Raw genomic sequence first — 19,225 nt, forward strand, 5'->3', positions numbered from 1 at the left:
GTGCACACTCAGGACATCGGTTCCGGCGTTTCCTCGGTGAGGAGTTGCTGTGCACGGGTGCCGAAGGGGTTGTCGATGACGTAGCCGAAGGGGTTGTCGATGACGTACCGCCAACGACCGTCCGAACCCCGCCGGGCGACGTTGGTGGCAGTGCCCTCGACGTACACAGCCTGTCCCCGGGCCGGTCCCGTCGATGACCCAGTCGACTATCAGCAGCGCCAGGTCCCCGTTGCGGTACACGTGCTGCGGACGAACCGAGATGGGAACTCCCAGCTTCTGCAGGCGTCCGTTGGCGGTGTGCAGGTCCGGGCCGGTCACCGGCGTTCCCGGTTGCGGGACCAGCACAGCCGTGTGCTCGTAGACCTGCGCCAACGCGGCGGCGTCGCCGCTGTCGAACCGCTCGGTGAACACCGCGGGCACCTCTTCGGGCCGATCGGCCAGTTCTCGCATGATCGACGGACGCCCCTCCGTTCCGGGACAACTGCCGACCGCGTTAGGAGGCGGTCTCGTGACTCACCGAACGGTTGGTCACCCGGCAGGGCTCCCCGACGACCCGCGCGCGAACGTCACCGCGCCTGATCCCGAGTGCCCCGTGGAGATCACGCTGGCGGCCCTGCACGGCCGCTGGACCACGCTGGTGGTTCACGAGCTGTTGCGTGGCGACCGCTCCTACAGCGAGCTGCGCGCGGCCCTGCCCATGCTGTCGGACAAGGTGCTGTCCGACCGGCTGGCACAGCTTGGCGACGCCGGAGTCGTCGAGCGCGACCGCCGACCGGGCTGGCCACCGCGAGTGCGCTACGCGCTCACCCCGAGTGGACACCGCCTCGGCCCTGTCCTGCAGGCTCTGTGGGACTGGGGGCGGAGGCCTCACCGCCAGACAGCGGGGCTCAAGGCAGCCGTGCGACAAGCCCTCTTCGCTGATCGCCCGTACCCAGCAGTCTCACCTGCGACGATGCCCCAAGTCCCCGTCCAGAGCCCGTCGGCGGACCCCGACATACAGCCGTCCCGAGCGGCACACGCCCCCACATACACGAAGACCCCACCCTCAGCGTCTCCGCTGATGACGGGGTCTCCGGGCACCTCCTAACTCCCGTCCTCGCTCGCAGTGTTCCAAGGAGTAAAGCTGTTGTGGTCGGCGATTTCATCGTCGGCGGGCCCCTCCTCACCCAGCAAGGAGCTGATAGCCGCGTCTGGCAGGAGGCCCGTGCGCTGGCGCTTCCGCCGGCTGTGGTCGCCTCATCGCTCGCGGCTCGACCATACGACCTCCGGCACTCGGCACTGTCGACATGACTCAACTCCGGGGTGGACCCGACAGAGGTCGCCGAACGAGCGAGCAACAGTGTGGAGGTGCTGCTGAGCCGCTACGCCAAGTGCATCGATGGACGGCAGGAGATCGCCAACCGCAAGATCGAGCAGTTGTTGCGCGAGTACAGTGATCACGCACGAGGTCGTTAGCCCCCCAGTCTGCATAGGCGGGGGGTCTCGCCGTATTCGGCCGTGTGCCGTCGGCCGTTGGTTGCTGGCTGCACCTGCCGCGTCGTATTTCGTCTCGCTGCCGGACGGGTGTCCCAGGAATTCCGTCCGGTTCGTGCTCTACGCCCGGGCCGACGGGCTGGCGACCCTCACGGTATGGGGGTTTTAGAGGAGAAGCCGCGGCGGCTGGGTGGTGGGCAGTCCCGCTGCCCGTACTGCGGGCTGCTGCAGGAACGGGTGGCAACGCTTGACCAGGACTGGGTGCTGTTGGAGCCGGACATGAAACCGTTGGCCCATACGGTGCCGGCGGAGCATCGGTGGATCGAGCTGTCAGACGGGCGGGTGACGGTCTACGGGGTGTGTCCGCCGGATCAGTCCCAGCGGTGCCGTATCGACCACCGCCTCGCCTGCCCGGCACAGCCTCTGCCGGATCTGTGGCCGTGGTTGACGAGCCTGCGAGGGGAGAACGCACGGCGAGCGAAGCGGCAGGACGACCAGGAGCCGCCTCCGCCCCCTGAGGAATGGCCGGACGCCGGCTGATGGGCGCTGCGGCAACCTCGGGGCTGACCAGGGAAGATGTCTCAAGATCCTGTCCACGAATAGTCCACGGACCCCCGACATACGCCCGCTCCGGGCCGCACACGCCTGCACATACGCGAAGACCCCGTCTCAGCGAAAGCGCTGATGGCGGGGTCTTTGGACACCTCAATCCAAGGTGCCCCCCGGCAGGATTCGAACCTGCGCACACGGCTCCGGAGGCCCCGTGCGCTTCGATCGTTCAGGCTGGTCAGTCGCTTGCAGAGGCACACAGGCGCGGCCCTCGTCCACGTATAGTCCGCACCACAAGGGGTGCGCTCCAAAACCTCGTTCTGCGAGGCGACCGCCTGTCAATGTTGTCTTGAGTACTCGGAATATCTCACCCGGCGCCTCAGACGCGGCCTACACCGGATTCAGTGCTGCAGCGAACTAATGCGTGGACATCAAGAGACATGAGCAGTTCAACCGCAGTAATCAATCAGGCGAGTTGTCGGTGGGCAATGAGGGAGCGGCTGAGTTTGCGGAGGTCGCCGTACATGTGTGCGTCTCTCCTAACGGGCGGGGGGGGCGTTTGAAGTCATGGAGCCAAACGAAGGAGTTTCCATCGGCGGGGCACGCCAAGCATGACGCCCTCAGCTCATCGGCGTTGCCAGCAGCTTGCGATAGCCACCACTGCAAAATTCGGCATTTCTGGACAGGGCGCGATAAAGTGCCGCCTTCCAGTGGTTTATACCCTTCCTTTCAGCCCCTCGAGCCAATGCGCTAAGAGTCGATCGCAGCCCTGAATCGCCAAAGGAGTCGTATGTTTCATCATACAGATCAACTTGATCCGTTAGTTCGGCCACTGCCTCCATTTGATAGAAATCAAAAAGGCCAAGTATCTCAAATTGCTTCTCGACCCTCCCGAAGGTGAAGTCATCAATTTCATCGGCGTGATGCAAGGAGTATCTGATCGAGACGGTGTCGTTGACATCTATCTCCGTGAATAGCATTTCTGTGTCCGGGAACTCATCGAAGTATGCGTGAAACATGAGCAACCCGTCTGCCCTGTCGCACTCGTCACCCTTTAGTCGATTACATCTTTCGCAAACAGGGATAAGATTGTCAGCTAGAATTGCATATTCCGGAAAGTGATTCTTTGGGAGGAAGTGATCGAGTGCGCAGACCTGAGCTCTCTCGCACAGCGGACACCGGGAATTGCGGGACAGCGCTGTTAGGAAGATCGAGTTTCTGAGATCCTCCAGGGGGCGCCCCCTGTCCAGAAGTGCATAATTTCCCAGGAGGGCCTTGGTGAGCACCTCGGAACCATTGGCAAGCGATGTAAACTGGCGAATATCCCGCAGCACGTCCTCGTAGTCGCCGTAGGCGTTGATGATTCCCGTGCGAGCGCCCAAGAGCACCCGTCGAGAGGACGGACGCCTCCGGCTCATAGCGAGATCAAGATCAGCCAGATGGTCTCTGTCCGGGCGGGGAAGTCGAATCATCTCCCAAACCGATCACGACGGATGCTCGTGAGGTAAGAAATGGACTGCGCGCTCATCTCGCCGTCGAACAATTCCATGATCTCGTCCAGGGAGAGATTCTCCTGCATAGACCGGAGAGTTGAGTGATAGTCAGTCGCGCTGCTGTCCAAGTTGAATACGTGACGTGTAAGCGATCCTACATTTTCTGCGAAAGTTTCGATCTCCGGAGTGGCAACGAATGTGAGATCTCCAAATCGCTGCAGGACTCTGACGTAGCGTCTGGGGACTTCCTGGAGGAGGACCGGGGAGTGGGTCGCCATTACTGCGTATGAGTCGAACTGATCCAGGGATATGGTGATGCTCTTGAGCAGGGCAGCCAAGAGCGGAGGGTGCAAGTGGGATTCGGGTTCGTCGATGAGAACCAGTGAGCCGGGCTCCAGGTGGGCCACAAGCTGCACGACAATGTTGAGTACGAGTTTGTGCCCGGTGCTGAGGCCCGAAAAGGAATCCTGCCACGAAGCGCTGTCGAAGGCGAAGGTGTCGGACAGCTCGACCCGTTTGAAAGAGGGCTCTCGGCTCAGCGGAGAGAGGGCTGCCGCCAGCCGCTGTTTACGCTCGGGCGTACTGGCTCTGACGAGGGCGGACATGATGTCACCCTGGATCTCCGCGGCGCCCTTGAGTGAGCCGGTGCGGGGCGTGTCCGAACCAGTGCTGCGATCGTATCTCCGAAGGCCGCAGTAGGTATATCCGGAGACCTCGCCGCTGGATTCCAGCCGGTCCTCTTCCTGGCGGTTCTTCCCTGGCAAGTCGAACGTGTCGAAGGCGCTGTAAGAGATGGCTATGACCGAGGAGAATCGTGGTGCACCGGCCCCTTCAGGGAATTCTCCGTATCGCCGGACGAAGGCCTCGTCGGCTCGGTCAGTGAGATCTGCATGCGCAGTGTTGGCCAGGTTAGCAAGGAGCTGCGTTTTTCCGCATCCGTTGTAACCCACGACGACATTGATGCGGCCGGGCAGGGGGTGGCGGTCCGCGAAACAAAAGTGAATGGAGAACGTTTCCCCTCCGACGCTCGTTCTGAACGTGAACGCGAGCGCACTGTCCCGCGGGGCTGTCGCTCCTCCGAGCAGGGCCGTGGCGTCTCTCAGCGCGAGTTCGGCGTTCCCGTAGCGCAGGAGTGAGGCGGCCATCGCCGGCTCGCTGGCGAAGGACTCCCTAAGCGAGGGGTCGATGGCGATGTCGCGGAGCCCGAACAGAACACTGTCGCGCAATTCACGGGGAAGCCCGTGCAGCGCTTCGTAATAGGAAAATGCCTGCCCGAGTGAGCAATAACTATCATCGAGCTGGACGAAACTGCTTGGGATTTCCGTGGCGCCGCTGCGCTGCCCTCTTTTGATGATCTTGACGGATCCCAGGTCGATGGACGCCTCTGTTGGAGATGGATAGAGATAGGCATCGAACATAGTTTCGAATCCGAAATCATCCCAGAGTTCGCGCCGTAGAACGAGTGCCGGAAGATTGGATGGCACGGTGAAGCCTTCGCTGCGAGGCACTACAAGAAAATGCATCAGCGTACTCCAGTCGTGTGTTCTCTGTGCCCAACCATGGATCCACTAGGCATCTTTGAGTGGCACCGGCAGTGCCATCTCCGCAGAACGGAGAAGAGTGAACCGCTAGGTGCGCGCGCGGGGGAGCCGGTGGCAGCGGGCAGGGGCACAGAATGGCGCTGCCCGCTGCCCGCTGCCCGCTGCCCGCTGCCCGCTGCTCAGGCGGTCAGTCGAAGAGACTTTGCAGTCTCGACTCGATCCAGCCCGGCCGCCGGAGCAGCTCGAACGTATCAACCGCGACGACCGCGCGCTGCGGCGGTTCACTGCCCAGGACCGGGCTTTCGAAGGACTCGAACACCTCGAATCCCTCTGCCTCCAGCGAGGCCAGCGCTTGGGCCACACGCTTCGAGCGGGCGGGACCGGTCCAGGACTCGAGAGGGTGGGTGATGAGGACAGCGAGATCCTCGTGCTGGGTGTCTTTCAGGACTGGCAGGCCATGGGAGAAATCGGCCTTCCAGTGCGAGAAGCTTCTGGCGAACTGCGCAGCACGCTGGAACGCATAGGCCTCCTCAGTGGCGAAGTCGGGGTTCTCCCCATCGAGTAGTTCGACCATCTGTATGGCAAGGCGCCAATCGAGCAGCGGGTGGTAGGCGCTGTTGCTGTAGTCCCGCAGGCAGTCGTAGCAGGACGAGTCGCACGGCGTGGCCATCAAGCTGCCGGAGCGGTGGCGGGTGAGATCGGCCGCGACCTCACGTGCGGCGAGCAGGAAATCGGCAGGGCGCTTTCCCAGCCAGGTCGAATATCCGGCACCGTTCTCCAGTGTGTCCGAGAGGAAGACTTGTGCCTGGACACTGCCTTCCACTTCTCCCCGGATAGGGTACAGACCCGCCGAGAGCTCTCGTCCGTCGATGTCCAGTAGCCTGACGGCAGCGAGCTTGAAAAGCGTACCGAGTGAGAGCCAAGCGGCCCGTGCCGCCATTCGTCTCGGGTCGAGAGCCAGATCGGCGGGTTGGTTGCGGAGGCCGACCAGGAGAACGTCGGTCAGTTTCGCCGAGGCCAGTGCCAGCTTCTCCTCGTTGCTGACCGAAGGTTTGGTGGGCAGACCCAGATCTCTCGCCCGGTCGGCATCGGCCAGAAGTTTCGTGTCTAGCAGACCGTCGTGTCCCTTGACCTTGCCGAACTGGTATCCCTCACCAGTTCCCGCGTTGACTACCACGATGCGCCCCTCGCCACTCCTGAATTCAGCGGCCTTGGTGCAGCGTGGGACGAGCGCTGATGTGGTGTCGAGGGTAAGGCGTGCGGAGAACGCGCGTGGTGTGAACTCGAAGGTGCCGTCGTAGTCCTGTGCTCTGTAGCTGGTGCGAAATCCGAGCGGCTGACACGACGGGAGCACCCGGTAGTCGCCGGCTTCTCCTGCGGTAGTCCCACACACCGGACAGGAATGCTCGGATTCGCGGAGATTGACGGAGAGGCACTTGGTGCAGATGCCCACCATGAGACGATCACTGTCCGGAGCCTTGCCCGGCAGCCACTGCCCGCCCGCAGGCTCGTACGTCACGAGGCCGACTGCTGTGTGCAATGCCTTGTCCTTGACCACTTCGCCGCCGGGCGCCCATTCCGAGATGGCGATGTCGATGTCCCGATCGATGACGTCGGTGAGTTCCGGTCCATGGGGCCTCTGATGGTGCAGATTGCGGACCCGGGTGGGGAACCCGAACATGGGGAGCACCCCATGCTCCGCGAGCGACTGACTGAGCGGACCTGCGTCCGGGGCGTTCGTCGCCACCTCCTCGATCGCGGAGTAGAGGCGGGAAGTGGCCCAGGACACCAGAGCATCCGCCGAAGGCGCGCCAGGAGACGCCCCTTGCAGGAGAACTTGGCCCGCGTGTCTTTTAGCGATGTCGTTCCCGGCCAGCCAGGTACGGACGTCATCCCGTACCAGCGGCCATCCGCTGACGGTCCCGAAGGGGCCGTGGACATTGCGTCCCGGATCCCAGCCGGGTGTTCCCTCGACCGACCGGAAGGCGAGAGTCAGCAGGCTTGCGGCGTAGCAGCGGCGCAGGATCTCCAGGCGATCGAGATCCACGTATGGGCTCGGCGAGGGGTCGCCGGTGATGCGATGGGGGTGCTGGAAGTAGTGGTCGTCATGGGTCCTGGTGCCACGGCAGAGAGTCAGGGCGATGGACAGGTGGTCGAGCCGGCGTCCGGCCCGGCCCACACGCTGCTGGTAGTTGAAGCGCTGTGGTGGCATGTTCGCCATGACCACCGCGCGGAGCGCGCCGATGTCGACGCCGGCCTCCATCGTGGTGGTGACACTGAGCAGGTCGACCTCATCGACCAATTCGATGTCCTGCCCGCTCAAAAAGACCGACTGGAAGAGGGCTTGGCGGGCCTGCGCGTCGTCGTTGTCGGTCTGGCCCGTCAGCTCTTCGCAGTGGAGTCTGAAGGGGAGCCCGGCCTCGCGGGCCAGGAAGGTGTAGTAGTCGTCCAGTGCGACGGAACCTGGGTCTAGGGGCTCGGCGACGAGATGTGAGCTGCGGCAGAAGGCACAGACGCCTGCGGAACCGTGCAAATGCCTTCTGGTACAGCGTTCACAGCGCCATTCTGTCCCGCCAGCCGGGACGATCCTGATCTTCTGCCCTTCGATCCGGGGCTCCGTGTCGGTCAGCCCCAGGGCATTCTTCACCTCCTGGACCAGCGCGTCCGGGAACACATCGTGACGCTGTGCTACGGCGTTGATGTATTTCCTCGCCGCCGTGTGCAGATTCGTCGGCGGCTCAGGCCTCTGCTCCTGGAATTGGCGGCGCACACCCAGCAGCCTCAGCGTGGAAAGGCATACCTGGCGGAAGACCTCGGCATCCAGCAATCGGCTTTTGAAGGTGAGGTCCTGCACAGCATGGCCGATGCCGAGCGACTCCAGGTCGCGACCGCCTCCCGCGAAGACCGCCTGCTGGACCTGCGCCTGCACTGTCCGGTGGATTTCGGAGCTGAGGACGCGGAGATCGTTGGTGAGGGAAGCATCGGGCCGCTGGACCGGGACACCATCAGTCCAGTCGTAGAGATCGGTCCAGCTACGTGACTCGGTGCTTTCGCTCAGCGAAAACGAGGGGCCACCGGGATGCACACCGTATGTGACCGCCTGCGCGCTGACTTCGTTGCCGAGTTCGACAAGCGTCGGACCCCTCTGCTGGGCCCGGTAGTCCGCCAGTACGCGTTCGTGCTCGGGAGTAAGGCTGTTATGGGCCAAGGCGACCACCGCTGGGACCAGATCGGGTGAACCAGTCGCAGCGAGCTGGGTCAGCGCGGCCTGGCCTGCCTGGTTCCCCTTGAAGAACTCTGCTGCCAGAGCCACGAGATCCTTCGGATGGTCGAGGGTGGCGATCACGAGCTGTCTGACCAGGTCCTGATAGTGCGATCGCTCCAAGCCCGCCGAGATGCGGGCCGCGTCCTGTCGGCTGTCCGAGAAGACGACGATCTTCGTCTGCAGCTGCCTCTTGAGCGCATCGGTCAGGACCTGGTTGGACTTCTCAAAACCTGTACCCATGGTGCGGATGGGGGACCTGGACCGCGACGGGTCCTCGAACTGGCGGACGTTCTTGAAGATCTCCTTGTCCTCCCCGCAGCAGGGACAAACCGTGGGAAAGGCACGGACCTTCCCGAGGTGCCCCTGCGGTTGGCTCTGTGCCACCAGCAGGTATCCGTTGTTCTCCTCATCCGGGTAGCTGCCAACCTTGCCGCTCACGGGATCCAGCACAGCCGGAACAAAAGTGAACGTATATTCTGGCCGATTCCTCGCCCCTGGTCGGCCACCCTTGTGTTTGTGCGGTGATATGTCGAGATCGGAGCGTTCTCCCGCAGTGGGCAGGAAGACGCTGTACACATCTGCGGTGCGGTCGAAGCGCGCTTTATCCGGGAGCGATTCGAGATCGGTGGCGGTGGAGACCAGGTAGCGTTTGGTCGGGTCGTGACCGATGATCGGAGAATTGAATCCGCCGAGGAAGATCTCTCCGCAGGTGTCGCAGTAAAGCAACTCCAGGACCCGAGCACCGCATTCACAGGCATACCTGGGCCGGCTATAGAGCTTTCCGACCAGCCGATCCGCGGATGACTCCCCGGTGCGCGGCCAGACCTCTGGGCAGTTGCGATCCGCGCACGCCCACATGCCGGTGACGTTTCGGAAGAACAGGTGGAGCCGGAATCGTGAGCCGGCGTCCGCCTCCCCATCGAGGTGCGAGATGAGTGCGTCGGTGGCGGATAGCGCTTCACTGGGGGCGAGATCGGGGAAGAGTCTGGCAGACACGTCGCTGAGCGGCTTCGCCCGGGGAGAGTCGTCCTCGTCGCTCGCTCTGAACGCAGCCTGGAGTGCTGCATGCCGGTCAGGAAGTGGAGGCAGGGTCACCGCTCCTAGACCACCAGTGTTCGCCCAGGGCATGAGATCGGTCCTGCCCTTGGCCCGAACACGTTCGCCGGGCAGCACCGAGAAGCGTTCGGCCGACCGTCCGAAGAAGTCGCTCAGGAACTTCCGGTCAACCGGGTTCTCCGGATCCATGGAGGCGGAAGTGGCGATCACGGACAGCTGGTCGGAGTCGGTGGACAGCCCGAGCCGGTCGATAAGTTTGCGCAGGAGGTACGAGACCTCGGTGCCCTGAGTTCCCCTGTACATGTGGAGCTCGTCCACGACCAGGCTGAAGACGTGGTCCTTGGAACTATTCAGCCAGTTTCGGGTCCGATCGAAGATGGGATCCTCATCCCGGCGCATGAGCATGATGTTTAGCATGCTGTAGTTAGTGATGAGGACGTCCGGCGGAGCGACCTGCATGTCCCAGCGAGAACGCATCTCGGCCCCGAAAGGGCGCTGGAGGAAATAGCGCGCTTCCTCGTCCTCCACGAGGCCTGCCGCGATGCGCTGCTCCAGCTGGCGGCTTCGGTCCTCCATCGCGGCCAGAGTCCTGCGCAATTCCTTCATCTTAGAGGAGTTCGGCTTGGAGGCGAGTTCCAGCGGGCCGGCGACCGGGGTACGGCCGGTGTAGCGTCCAAAGTGGAAGCGGTTGCCGTCACGATGGCCGTCGAACCAGCCGCGTACGTCCGGCGCGTCCAGGCTGCGTCGCAACCTGATCAGCTGGTCCTCCACCAGCGCGTTCATCGGATAGAGGAACATGGCTCGCATGGCCGCGGGTCGGCCGCCGCCGTGACGTTGGGCCTGCCAGTCCCGTGACGAGCGCCACCAGGGCCGCTCGGCATCCTGAGACTCCGCCGCGGCCCACCGGCGCGATTCAGCGGTCAGCCTGGCCAGCACCGGGACGAGGAAGGCCTCCGTCTTCCCGGAGCCGGTCCCGGATGTCACCACGATGTCCCGGCCCTGTTGACTCGCCTTCAATGCTTCCGCCTGGTGGGTGTAGAGCCTGGGGATTCCCCGGAGCAGACCGGATCCCAGAAGTCCGGCGAGTTCCGGTAGACCTATCTCCGCCGTCAGCTCGTCCAGGGTCTGGGCTGACTGCACGTATTGGGGCAACAGCTCCAGGTACGGCTCCTGAAAAAGAACCCCAGGAGTGCGGAGCAGTGCTCTGAGTTCCTCGCCCACCGAGGAGTCGCGAAGGGAGTAGGCGGTGTCGTAGTACCGCTTGAAGTATTCGGCCAGCTGGCCGTGCACGGCCAACGGAGAGATGCCAGACATTATGATCCTCGCGGGTCCGGATTCAGGAGACGAGTTGAAGTGTTTGGTACAGGGATTCGGCCACCTGTCTGGCGAATGGCTCGTCAATATTCACGTATTTGACGTAGCTCTTGTACTCAGGGTTCGGCTGCCGGTCGGGCGCTGCCTGTGAGTTGAGTGCGGTGAGTTGCGGCAGCAGCCCGCTACGCAGCACGGCGGCGCGGGCGTGGAGATGCGGTAGCTGCATGCGTTTCGGGACGTAGAGTTCCTGCCGCTGCGGGTTGTAGCGCAGCACCCAGCGTTTTGCGCGCGCGAGTTCGGCGTACATCACCGTGCGCTTATCGGCGATGAAGCCGCTCATGCCGATCCAGTAGATGTAGCGGTGGGTGTTGTAGCGCTGATATCGGTAGGCGCCGTGGAGAGGTGGCGCGCCGTGGCCTTCGACATCTGTCCAGATGTCACTTCCTCCCTCGGACATCTTCTGCGGCTCGATGCCGCCAGGCCCCCGTTGCACGCCACGCTCGGTAAGCATTTCTTGGAAGCGAGGGAGACGCAGAGCGAGTTGATCCGCGGCACGGTCCTCGAAGGCGATGCCGAGTGCCTCGCAGAGAGCGCGGCAGTCCTCAGGATCCGCCAGTGTCACCATCCGTACAGACGGGCCCTCGGCCTGCCGAAGCGGCGGAAGCGGCACCATGGATTGTGCGAGGGCTGCAATGTCAGCGTCAGGGTCCTCGTGGAGCCGTTCCAGTCGCTGCATGAGCCAAAGCGGCCTTTGTCCCACTAGGAGCGCGTGCCCTCCGGAATTGGGCAAGGTGGTGAGGACCGGTGGTGTCACGCTCCAGATCCGGGCCTCCCAGTCCACTTCAGTGTGACCGAGAACCTGCAGGTTGTACAACGCGATGCGCCAGTCCGGCGCAGAACTTTCCTGCTTGCCCTTCTCCAGCCATGCGTACGTGTCGCGGAAGGCATCGAGGCTCCCAGCGCCGCGTTCGGAGCACCACAGGAGCAGCTCGTCGTGCACGATTCACTTCCCTGACGTGTAGTCGGTCCAGTCTTGAGCGCAGGCCACCGCGGCGGTGGTGATGTCTCCCGAGGTCAGCCTGCGCCAGTCGGCTTGGCTCAGGAATTTCCAGCTCCCTGACGGCGCGCCATAAGTGCCGGTTTGGACGACCGGAGCTCTCCAGACCCTGGCGTTCCGGGAGCTGGTCACCTGAAGCAGCCATAGAGCTTGAAAAGGCAGAGCACTGAGTAGCGGTTCGATGTCGACCGCGTGAGGCACGAGGTCCATGGGGGCCATCCAGGCCGGCGCTTCGGGAACAAGCTGAGCAGCGAGGCGATTCGCCCCTAGCGCGTAGATCGAGCCGCCGAGGCGCAGGAGGCTCGTCGAAGGAAGCGGGGCGCGCTCATAGCTTCCGAAGAACGAGCCGGACAAATGGCCAGGCGGCAGCCAGGGGGCGCGCGCCGACGGACTTGCTGTGTTCTGGATCCTGCTGGGGATGGTGGCCAGCTTGTCGCTCCTTGGAGGGAGCGCTAGCAGAGGCAGGGCAACACTTTCCCGGTAGCGCTCGACCAGGGTGAAGGTGAGCTTGCGATTCCCGACCTCTATCTGGTGCTCGCCGGCGGACTGCACCAGATCCGCTAGCCGGATCGTGATCGTGTCTGTCGCGGCTCCGGAAATTGGGGGCAAGGGCACCCCGTTGATGGTGACAGTGCACGGATGGTCATTGGGAGTGGCCGGCAGAACCAGGTCGGGTGCATACCCGAGGAGGAATGTCTGTCTGCCGCCATCGATGCGGAGGCCGCCGGACAGACGAGCCAACTGCTGGTGCAGAGGGGCCAGCGGGCCGACGACGCCGTGGGCCGCTGCGGATCGGGTCGGTGTGTAGCCGCTGAACAACGTCCAGCCGGGCGGCACCTGAACCCTGCGGGGCTGGCGTAATGCGTCTGATCCACAGGCGAGCATCACCGCCTCAGCCTGTGCTGCGCAGGCATTTTTCACCAGTACCCGATGCGGTACCCCGATTTCCGCTGTAGTGACGGACGTCCACTTCCCGACCAGGTCGTTGGCCTGGAGGACGTAGAGGTCGCGGGCGGGAAGCATCAGCGTGGCTGTGTCGGCGGCCAGTTCGAGCGCCGATCCCGGAGTGAGTTCCTGGTTCGGAGGTGTGAGAGGTAACCATTCCGCGCCGGAGGGAACCCTGATGACGTCGCCGTTCAGACTGAGCGATTCGAGACGGAGGTGGGAGGGAATGCGGGCTGCGATGCCGTACGGGAAGCCGCCGGTATCGGTCGTGAGGGACAAGGGCACGCACGGCAGGCCAGCGGCGTCTCTCGGGAGCCCGTCGTAGTGGGTGAGTTCCTGCTGCAGGATGCTTGCCAGGATCGGTCGCATCTCCGGCGATGCCAGAGCGCGCTTGATTCGCGGGCTGGGCCGATTGAGCCGTACCCACTCCTGGAACCGGGCGAGGAGTTCTGCTTCGGGGACGACATCTCCAGGCTGTGCTCCGATCGCTGACAAGAACAGCCCGACTTGCACGCGGTCGGATCCGACCAGAACGGCTTGGGACAGGGACCAGCCGATGTTGACCTGGGTCGGATGCGGAATGGCGGATGGCAAGCCGCGGCGGCCCCGCTCATGCTCGGTCAGCCACCACTTCAGGCGTTCCCACAGAGTGGGGATGATCACGTCGTAGCCGTCCGGCATCCCGGAGCCTTCGTGCAGGCCGAGCAGCTCGCGGAGCGGGCCGTAGTAGGAGAACCTGCCGACCACGCTGCCCTCGGAGCGGTGCATCCGGGAGGCGGCGAGCACGGTCGCCGCGAGCACAGCGATGAACGGCGGAGTGCCGACGGCCCCGTTCCGTTGCCACTGGCGAGCGCGGGAGGCGATGCCGCCGAAGGGGTCGCGGCCGAAGACTACGCTCCTGATGGCGGCCCGGAAGTCGTCAGCGGCAGCCGGGATAGCTACGGCGACCTTGGTCCGACTGGTCAGCAGGTTGGCCAACAGGGCATCATCCACTGACAGATACACAGGGGTTGCCGCTTCGCGGATGGCGAAGAAGTGTTCGACGAGCGTTCTGTTCCAACCGTCATAGTCCATGGGCAACCCCCTCATTTGCGTAGGAAGAAGTTAGCCCATCGGTGGGTCATTGGTCGCTTTACGCACGTGTGTTGGTATGATCGGCCGCTGGCGTCCGGGTAAGCTGCCGGTCTGCCTTGACAATCGAGGTTTTCTCCGGTGAGCTCCGTACGTCAAGACTCTGAGCAGATTAACTTCGGGGAGTGCCTCCGTTGACCGCCGCACGATCGTCAGCCCGTACCCGGCCCATGGGGAAGGTGCTCTCTCTCTTTACCGGAGCGGGTGGGCTTGACGTGGGCCTGGAACGGGCGGGGCTGGACACCGTCGCGTGCATCGAACTCGACGCCGACGCCAGGTCCGTAATCGCGGCCAATCGGCCGGGATGGGCCCTGCCCGGTGATGGAGATGTCAACACGGCTGCCCAGCAACTCATTCCCCAGGCGCTGGGCATGAAGCCCGGCGAACTCGAACTCATCGCGGGGGGCCCGCCGTGTCAGCCCTTCTCCAAGGCCGCGCAGTGGGCGTCGACGGCCCGCAGTGGTATGCAAGACGACCGGGCCAAATGTGTGCACGGGATGCTCGACCTGGTGGAGAGTTTCCTCCCGAAGGCTTTGCTCATCGAGAACGTCGAGGGATTCCTGCGAGGCAAGGACAGCGCCTCAGAGGTCATCGAGGAGGGACTCGCGGGCATCAATGACCGGCATGGCACTTCCTACCGGATGGTGGCCAAGGTCGTCGACGCGGCCGACTTCGGGGTGCCACAGCACCGGCGCCGGGCCATCGGCATCGCCTACCGGGACGGTGTGGAGGTCCACCTGCCGGAGGCCACCCACGCGGACAACCCGATGCGGGCCTGGGATGTGCTCTGGGACCTCGAAGAGAGCGAGAAGCCTCCCGCCACAGGGCAATGGGCGGCGTTGTTGCCTTCCATCCCGGAAGGGGGCAACTACCTCCACCTCACGGCCCGCGGTGACGGGGAGGAACTCTTCGGCTGGCGAACCCGGTACTGGTCGTTTCTGCTGAAGCTGGCCAAGGACCGGCCGTCCTGGACCTTGCCTGCGTCTCCCGGACCGAGCACCGGGCCGTTCCACTGGGAAAATCGGCCCCTGTCCGTTCGGGAGCAGATGCGCTTGCAGACCTTCCCCGACGAATGGCGCATCGACCACCCGTTCCGCGCCGGCCGACGAATGGTGGGCAACGCGACCCCCCCGCTCCTTGCAGAGGTGTTGGGGCGGACAATCGTGGGAGACCTTGAACTGGGCGAGGCTTCAGCCAGGGCTCGTCTTTTGGGGGGAACGCCTTCATTGTTGCCCGTGCGTCAACCGAGAGTCCCGCGCGCCGTGGCGCCCGTTCCAATACCTGAGGCGTACCAACCGCAGGTGGGTGCCAAGGAACCTCATCCAGGCGAGGGGATTGGACCGTCGCCCCGACGGTTGGCGACGAGGGGATGACCTGCCCATAATCTGTGGCTTGGCGGACCTTCATCGGAGGAGGGTTTGCGCTGCTCGCACCGAGACGGCGTGCGGTGGCGGGTGCCCGTCAGCGGATGACGCGGATCATCACTGTGAGGACCAGAGAAGCCGGTAGCGGTCGGCTCTGCCCTATGTTTTCGTACACCAGTACTTGAAGAGCGCGTGGGCCTTCCCGTTGCCAGCCGCCGGGTTGACCACGAGCGTGATGTACGGCTCGTAGCGTGTGGCGAGGAGGGCGTCGTCGATTGATCTGGCCGAACTAATTTCTTCGTTCACGGCGTGCACGGTACAGCGCGGGCGGCGCAGCGGCTTTGGGGTGGCGCTGCTTTGGCGCGAGTGATCATGGCCCCGTAAGCTTCCGGCGAGTCGGGCAGTCTGTGGACCTGCCCGGTAAAGCACGACGCTTGGGGCCATGATCTTCGAGGCTCGCGCCAAAGTGGCTCCGTAAGGCCGCTGCGCCGCCCGCCCCAGCCACGGCGTATCTCTCTCTGGCATCCGGTAGCTGATTGCTGTGCGCGCGGCACGGGCGCTGGCCGGGCTGGAGCGGGGCGGAGACAGGAGCGCAGGCCTGGCCGGGGGCCGGGCCGCGCGCGGGGAGCGGAGCGAGCGGCCTTGAACCCGTGAAGAAGGTTGTTACTCAGTAGCGGTTGTGATGCGCCACAAGGGAGCGTCGTACTGCTTCGGGCGGCTGTTGATGAGCAGCTGGCGCAGGTCCTCGCGCAAGGAGCCGTTGAGGTTCAGGGCCTCAGTGATGCGGCGGAACGTCGTGTGGGTGACTCCGCGGCTGCGGGCCTCGGCTTCGAACTGGTCGAGCTGGGACAGTGCGGCCTCAGGGTCGAGCTGCGCCGGTGGCTGATCCTTGAGCCACGCGGCCTTGTTGCGCTCGTAGTCGATCTCCGAGTAGCCGCAGATTTCGCGGCTGTGTGCCTCGACCTGGTCCAGAGTGGCTGTCGTCAGGATGGCGCGGGCCAACTGGTTGCGGGTCAGTGCATCGTCCAGGTCGACCTCATGGACCGTCGGTCCTTCGTCGGTGAGGGGGACCGGGAGGCCGGCGTCTCGCATCTCGCAGGTGCCGCGTACTCCTCGGCTCCGCCTGGACGGCCCAGGAGGCGGCGACACGGCACCTCCGGCCTGGGCGTCCGCCGAGCTGCTGACCGACGCCATCCATGCCGCCGTCACCGCCACACGCGTCAACGGACCGCATGTCGACGGCCGTGCCCACACCTTCACCTTCGGCCGTCAGCTCGACGTTCGCACCATCCGCTCCGCGGACTTCGACGGCGGCCAGGAGCTGACCGACCGGGCCGTAGCGGCGTACATCGCCAAGTACGCCACCAAGGGCGCCGAGACAGCGACCGGCGCCCTGGACCGGCCGATCCGATTCCTCGCCGAACTGGCACAGGCCCGGATCACCGACCATGCCCGCCGCATGATCCGGACGGCCTGGGCCCTCGGCGCACGCAAGGACCTCGAACACCTCCGCCTGCGCGCCTGGGCCCACATGCTCGGCTTCCGCGGCCACTTCTCCACCAAGTCCCGCCGTTACTCCACCACCCTCGGCGCCCTCCGCGACGCCCGCGCCGAATGGCGCCGCGCCCAAGCCGCAGCAGCCAACGGCCCCGAGCCCGAGACGACGTACGTCCTCGCCCACTGGGTCTTCGCCGGTACCGGCCTCTCGGACGCCGAAGCCTGGCTGGCCGCATCTCTCGAACCCGCCCCCGGAACGGAAGGAGAACCGACATGGACGCCCGTCGCGACGAGCTGATGACCGTTCGCCAAGTCCTGGATGAGCTGGGCGGTGTCTCCCGTCGGACGTTCTACCGCTGGCGAGAACTGGGGTACGGGCCAGCCGCATTCAAGCTGCCCAACGGAGAGCTGCGGGTTTGGCGGAGTGACTTCAACACATGGCTGCGGCAGTTGGAGGAGGCGGCGTGAAGTCTCTCGATGTGAAGGTCTGGGGAGTCCGTAAGCGGGACACCAAAACGCCCTCGTACGGTGTCCGCTGGTCCGTCGCAGGCGGTGTGTTCTCGGAGTCCTTCCGGACTAAGGCGCTCGCAGACCACTACCGCACGAAGCTCATGCGCGCGATGCGCGAGGGCGAGGAGTTCGACACGGAGTCGGGACTTCCGGCCTCGATGGAAGAGAAGAAGTCGGCCGTGTCGTGGTACGCGTTCGCTCTCAAGTACCTCGCCATGAAATGGCCTCATGCCGCCCCCAACACACGGGACGGCATCAACGAAGCCCTCACGAGCGTGACGCTGGAACTCCTCGACGAGCGCGCCGGACGACCGTCCGACGAGGAAATCCGCAGAGCACTGCGCAACTGGGCCTTCGTGCTGCCGGGGCCCGATGACCGGGAAGTCCCGGACGACGTGCGGAACGGTCTCCACTGGGTGTCCAAGGCGTCCCGGCCGCTCGCCGATCTCGCTGAAGCGGCCACGGCTCGCACGGTCCTCGACTCGCTGAAGCTCAAGCTCGACGGCACGGCGGCAGCGGCGGAGACCGTGCGGCGCAAGCGTCGGACGCTCGTCAATGCCGCGAACTACGCCGTCGACCTGGGGGAGCTGCGTGAGAACCCCATCACGGCTGTCCGCTGGCAGAAGCCGAAGGTGTCCAACCAGGTCGACCCGCGGGTTGTCGCCAACCCGGAGCAGGCACGGAACCTCCTGGCGGCGGTTTCCTACGTGGGCGGGTACCGGCGCGCCTGTGGTCGTCGACTCGTAGGTCTGTTCGCCGCCATGTACTTCGGCGGTCTCCGGCCGGCGGAAGCGGTCGGCCTTGCCGAGACGGATCTGAACCTTCCCGAGCAAGGCTGGGGCTCGGCGCTGCTCCACCGGACCCGTCCGTCCGTCGGCAAGCAGTGGACCGACTCGGGGGAGACCCATGACGACCGCGGGCTGAAGAACCGGCCGACCGAGGACGTGAGGCGGGTGCCGATCCCGCCTCACCTCGTGGCCGTGCTCCGCGAGCACCTGGCCACCTTTGGCAACGGCGGACGACGGGCGGCTGTTCTTCAGTGAGAAGGGCTCGGTCGTCCCGTCCTCGACCTACTACCGCGTGTGGCAGGAAGCTCGGCTCCTCGCGCTTCCGCCGGCCGTCGCTGCCTCGCCGCTCGCGAGTCGGCCGTACGACCTCCGGCACTCGGCGCTGTCGACGTGGCTCAACGCTGGTGTCGACCCGACCGAGGTGGCCGAGCGCGCCGGCAACAGCGTGGAGGTCCTGCTGACCCGCTACGCCAAGTGCCTCGACGGACGGCAAGACGTCGCCAACCGGCGTATTGAGGATCTGTTGCGCGAGTACGAGTGATCGCAGACGACGGTAGCTCCGATGCCCCCGGACTTGTTCCGGGGGCATCGGCATGCCTTGGCCGAGAGGGGCGTTCCTGTCCTCAGGAATTCCGCGCCGGTGGCTCCGGGGTGTATTTCGGGCCGGGCCATGAAGTCAGGCCGGCTTCCATCACTCGTTCAGAGGCGCCTCTTATGCGCATTACGCGCATGATGCCCAGAGTTGACCACGACTAGTTGCGTCTACTTACAGGGGTAAAGGATCATGCCGACGTTTGTTGCGCTGCTGAACTGGACCGACCAGGGAGTCCGCGGCTACAAGGACACCCCGCAACGCGCCGAAGCCTTCACGGCAGCGGCTCAGAAGCTCGGGGTGAAGGTCCTGAACCTCCTCTGGACCGTCGGCCCGTACGACATCGTGGCTGTCGTGGAGGCACCCGACGACGAGACTGCCACCGCAGTGCTCCTACAGGTCGGCGCGTTGGGCAACGTCCGTAGTACGACCCTGCGAGCCTTCGGCCGGGAGGAGATGGACCGCATCATCGCCAAAGCCGCCGGCTGAGGGACTTCCACGTCGAGGTTCTGTTGGTACGAGTGACACGCTCAAGGCGGTACCCCCAAGGCCCTGGACCTGTCCGGGGCCTTCGCCTGTCCTGGGCATGACCTGCGCTTACGTCCCAAGATCCCGTCCACGCCTCGTCCACAGACCCCGACATACGCCCG

General features: G+C 64.6%; 11 protein-coding genes and 5 pseudogenes. 8 read left to right on the plus strand and 8 right to left on the minus strand.

The features are described 5' to 3' along the window. Positions 1-8: 8 nt before the first annotated feature. Positions 9-167, minus strand: coding sequence for a Cif family virulence factor (locus tag ABFX81_RS18880; protein ID WP_346138347.1), 159 nt, complete (start codon positions 165-167; stop codon positions 9-11). A gap of 281 nt (positions 168-448) precedes the next feature. Here ABFX81_RS18880 and ABFX81_RS18885 point away from each other — a divergent pair, with 281 nt between their 5' ends. The 3 genes and pseudogenes from ABFX81_RS18885 to ABFX81_RS18895 all read left to right on the plus strand — a co-directional run bounded on the left by ABFX81_RS18885 (position 449) and on the right by ABFX81_RS18895 (position 2,013). Next, on the plus strand, positions 449-1,087 hold the full coding sequence (locus ABFX81_RS18885) for a winged helix-turn-helix transcriptional regulator (RefSeq protein ID WP_086852216.1): 639 nt from the start codon (positions 449-451) through the stop codon (positions 1,085-1,087). Between the two features lie 98 nt (positions 1,088-1,185). After that, positions 1,186-1,455, plus strand: a pseudogene (locus ABFX81_RS18890) (site-specific integrase); the annotation flags it as partial. Positions 1,456-1,629: 174 nt separating this feature from the next. Then, a complete protein-coding gene (locus ABFX81_RS18895; RefSeq protein ID WP_346138348.1) occupies positions 1,630-2,013 on the plus strand; it encodes a DUF6083 domain-containing protein in 384 nt (127 codons plus the stop codon). Positions 2,014-2,642: 629 nt separating this feature from the next. Here the strand turns inward: ABFX81_RS18895 and ABFX81_RS18900 are convergent. The 5 genes from ABFX81_RS18900 to ABFX81_RS18920 all read right to left on the minus strand — a co-directional run bounded on the left by ABFX81_RS18900 (position 2,643) and on the right by ABFX81_RS18920 (position 13,767). Then, the gene (locus tag ABFX81_RS18900; protein ID WP_346138349.1) at positions 2,643-3,410 is read right to left on the minus strand and encodes an HNH endonuclease; all 768 of its coding nucleotides are present in this window, start codon (positions 3,408-3,410) and stop codon (positions 2,643-2,645) included. Between the two features lie 80 nt (positions 3,411-3,490). Beyond that, positions 3,491-5,038 (minus strand): AAA family ATPase, encoded by a 1,548-nt coding sequence (locus tag ABFX81_RS18905; protein WP_086852212.1) that lies wholly within the window; start codon positions 5,036-5,038, stop codon positions 3,491-3,493. Between the two features lie 205 nt (positions 5,039-5,243). Further along, on the minus strand, positions 5,244-10,691 hold the full coding sequence (locus ABFX81_RS18910; RefSeq protein ID WP_086852210.1) for a DEAD/DEAH box helicase: 5,448 nt from the start codon (positions 10,689-10,691) through the stop codon (positions 5,244-5,246). Between the two features lie 22 nt (positions 10,692-10,713). Continuing rightward, entirely contained in the window at positions 10,714-11,691 is a 978-nt protein-coding gene (locus ABFX81_RS18915) for a hypothetical protein (protein WP_086852208.1), read from the minus strand. 3 nt (positions 11,692-11,694) lie between these two features. Continuing rightward, positions 11,695-13,767 carry a hypothetical protein gene (locus tag ABFX81_RS18920; RefSeq protein WP_086852206.1) on the minus strand — a complete coding sequence of 691 codons (2,073 nt, stop codon included), beginning with the start codon at positions 13,765-13,767 and terminating at the stop codon, positions 11,695-11,697. Between the two features lie 227 nt (positions 13,768-13,994). On the opposite strand from ABFX81_RS18920, the gene ABFX81_RS18925 reads away from it, so the two are divergent. Continuing rightward, positions 13,995-15,197 (plus strand): DNA cytosine methyltransferase, encoded by a 1,203-nt coding sequence (locus ABFX81_RS18925; protein WP_086852204.1) that lies wholly within the window; start codon positions 13,995-13,997, stop codon positions 15,195-15,197. 88 nt (positions 15,198-15,285) lie between these two features. Here the strand turns inward: ABFX81_RS18925 and ABFX81_RS18930 are convergent. Next, positions 15,286-15,473: pseudogene (locus ABFX81_RS18930) on the minus strand (GNAT family N-acetyltransferase); the annotation flags it as partial. Positions 15,474-15,851: 378 nt separating this feature from the next. Beyond that, a pseudogene (locus ABFX81_RS18935) lies at positions 15,852-16,307 on the minus strand (DUF1152 domain-containing protein); the annotation flags it as partial. On the opposite strand from ABFX81_RS18935, the pseudogene ABFX81_RS18940 reads away from it, so the two are divergent. The 4 genes and pseudogenes from ABFX81_RS18940 to ABFX81_RS18955 all read left to right on the plus strand — a co-directional run. After that, positions 16,306-16,983, plus strand: a pseudogene (locus ABFX81_RS18940) (replication initiator); the annotation flags it as partial. The pseudogenes ABFX81_RS18935 and ABFX81_RS18940 sit on opposite strands and share 2 nt — an antisense overlap. Then, complete coding sequence (locus tag ABFX81_RS18945) at positions 16,959-17,153, plus strand: helix-turn-helix transcriptional regulator (RefSeq protein WP_030246378.1); 195 nt, start codon at positions 16,959-16,961, stop codon at positions 17,151-17,153. The pseudogene ABFX81_RS18940 and the gene ABFX81_RS18945, both read left to right, overlap by 25 nt. Next, a pseudogene (locus ABFX81_RS18950) lies at positions 17,150-18,524 on the plus strand (tyrosine-type recombinase/integrase). Before ABFX81_RS18945 ends, ABFX81_RS18950 begins: the two are co-directional and overlap by 4 nt. Positions 18,525-18,767: 243 nt before the next feature. Next, on the plus strand, positions 18,768-19,064 hold the full coding sequence (locus tag ABFX81_RS18955) for a GYD domain-containing protein (RefSeq protein ID WP_086852202.1): 297 nt from the start codon (positions 18,768-18,770) through the stop codon (positions 19,062-19,064). Positions 19,065-19,225: the final 161 nt, after the last annotated feature.

The sequence above is a fragment of the Streptomyces coeruleofuscus genome, assembly GCF_039532725.1.
GTDB classification, from domain to species: Bacteria; Actinomycetota; Actinomycetes; order Streptomycetales; family Streptomycetaceae; genus Streptomyces; species Streptomyces coeruleofuscus.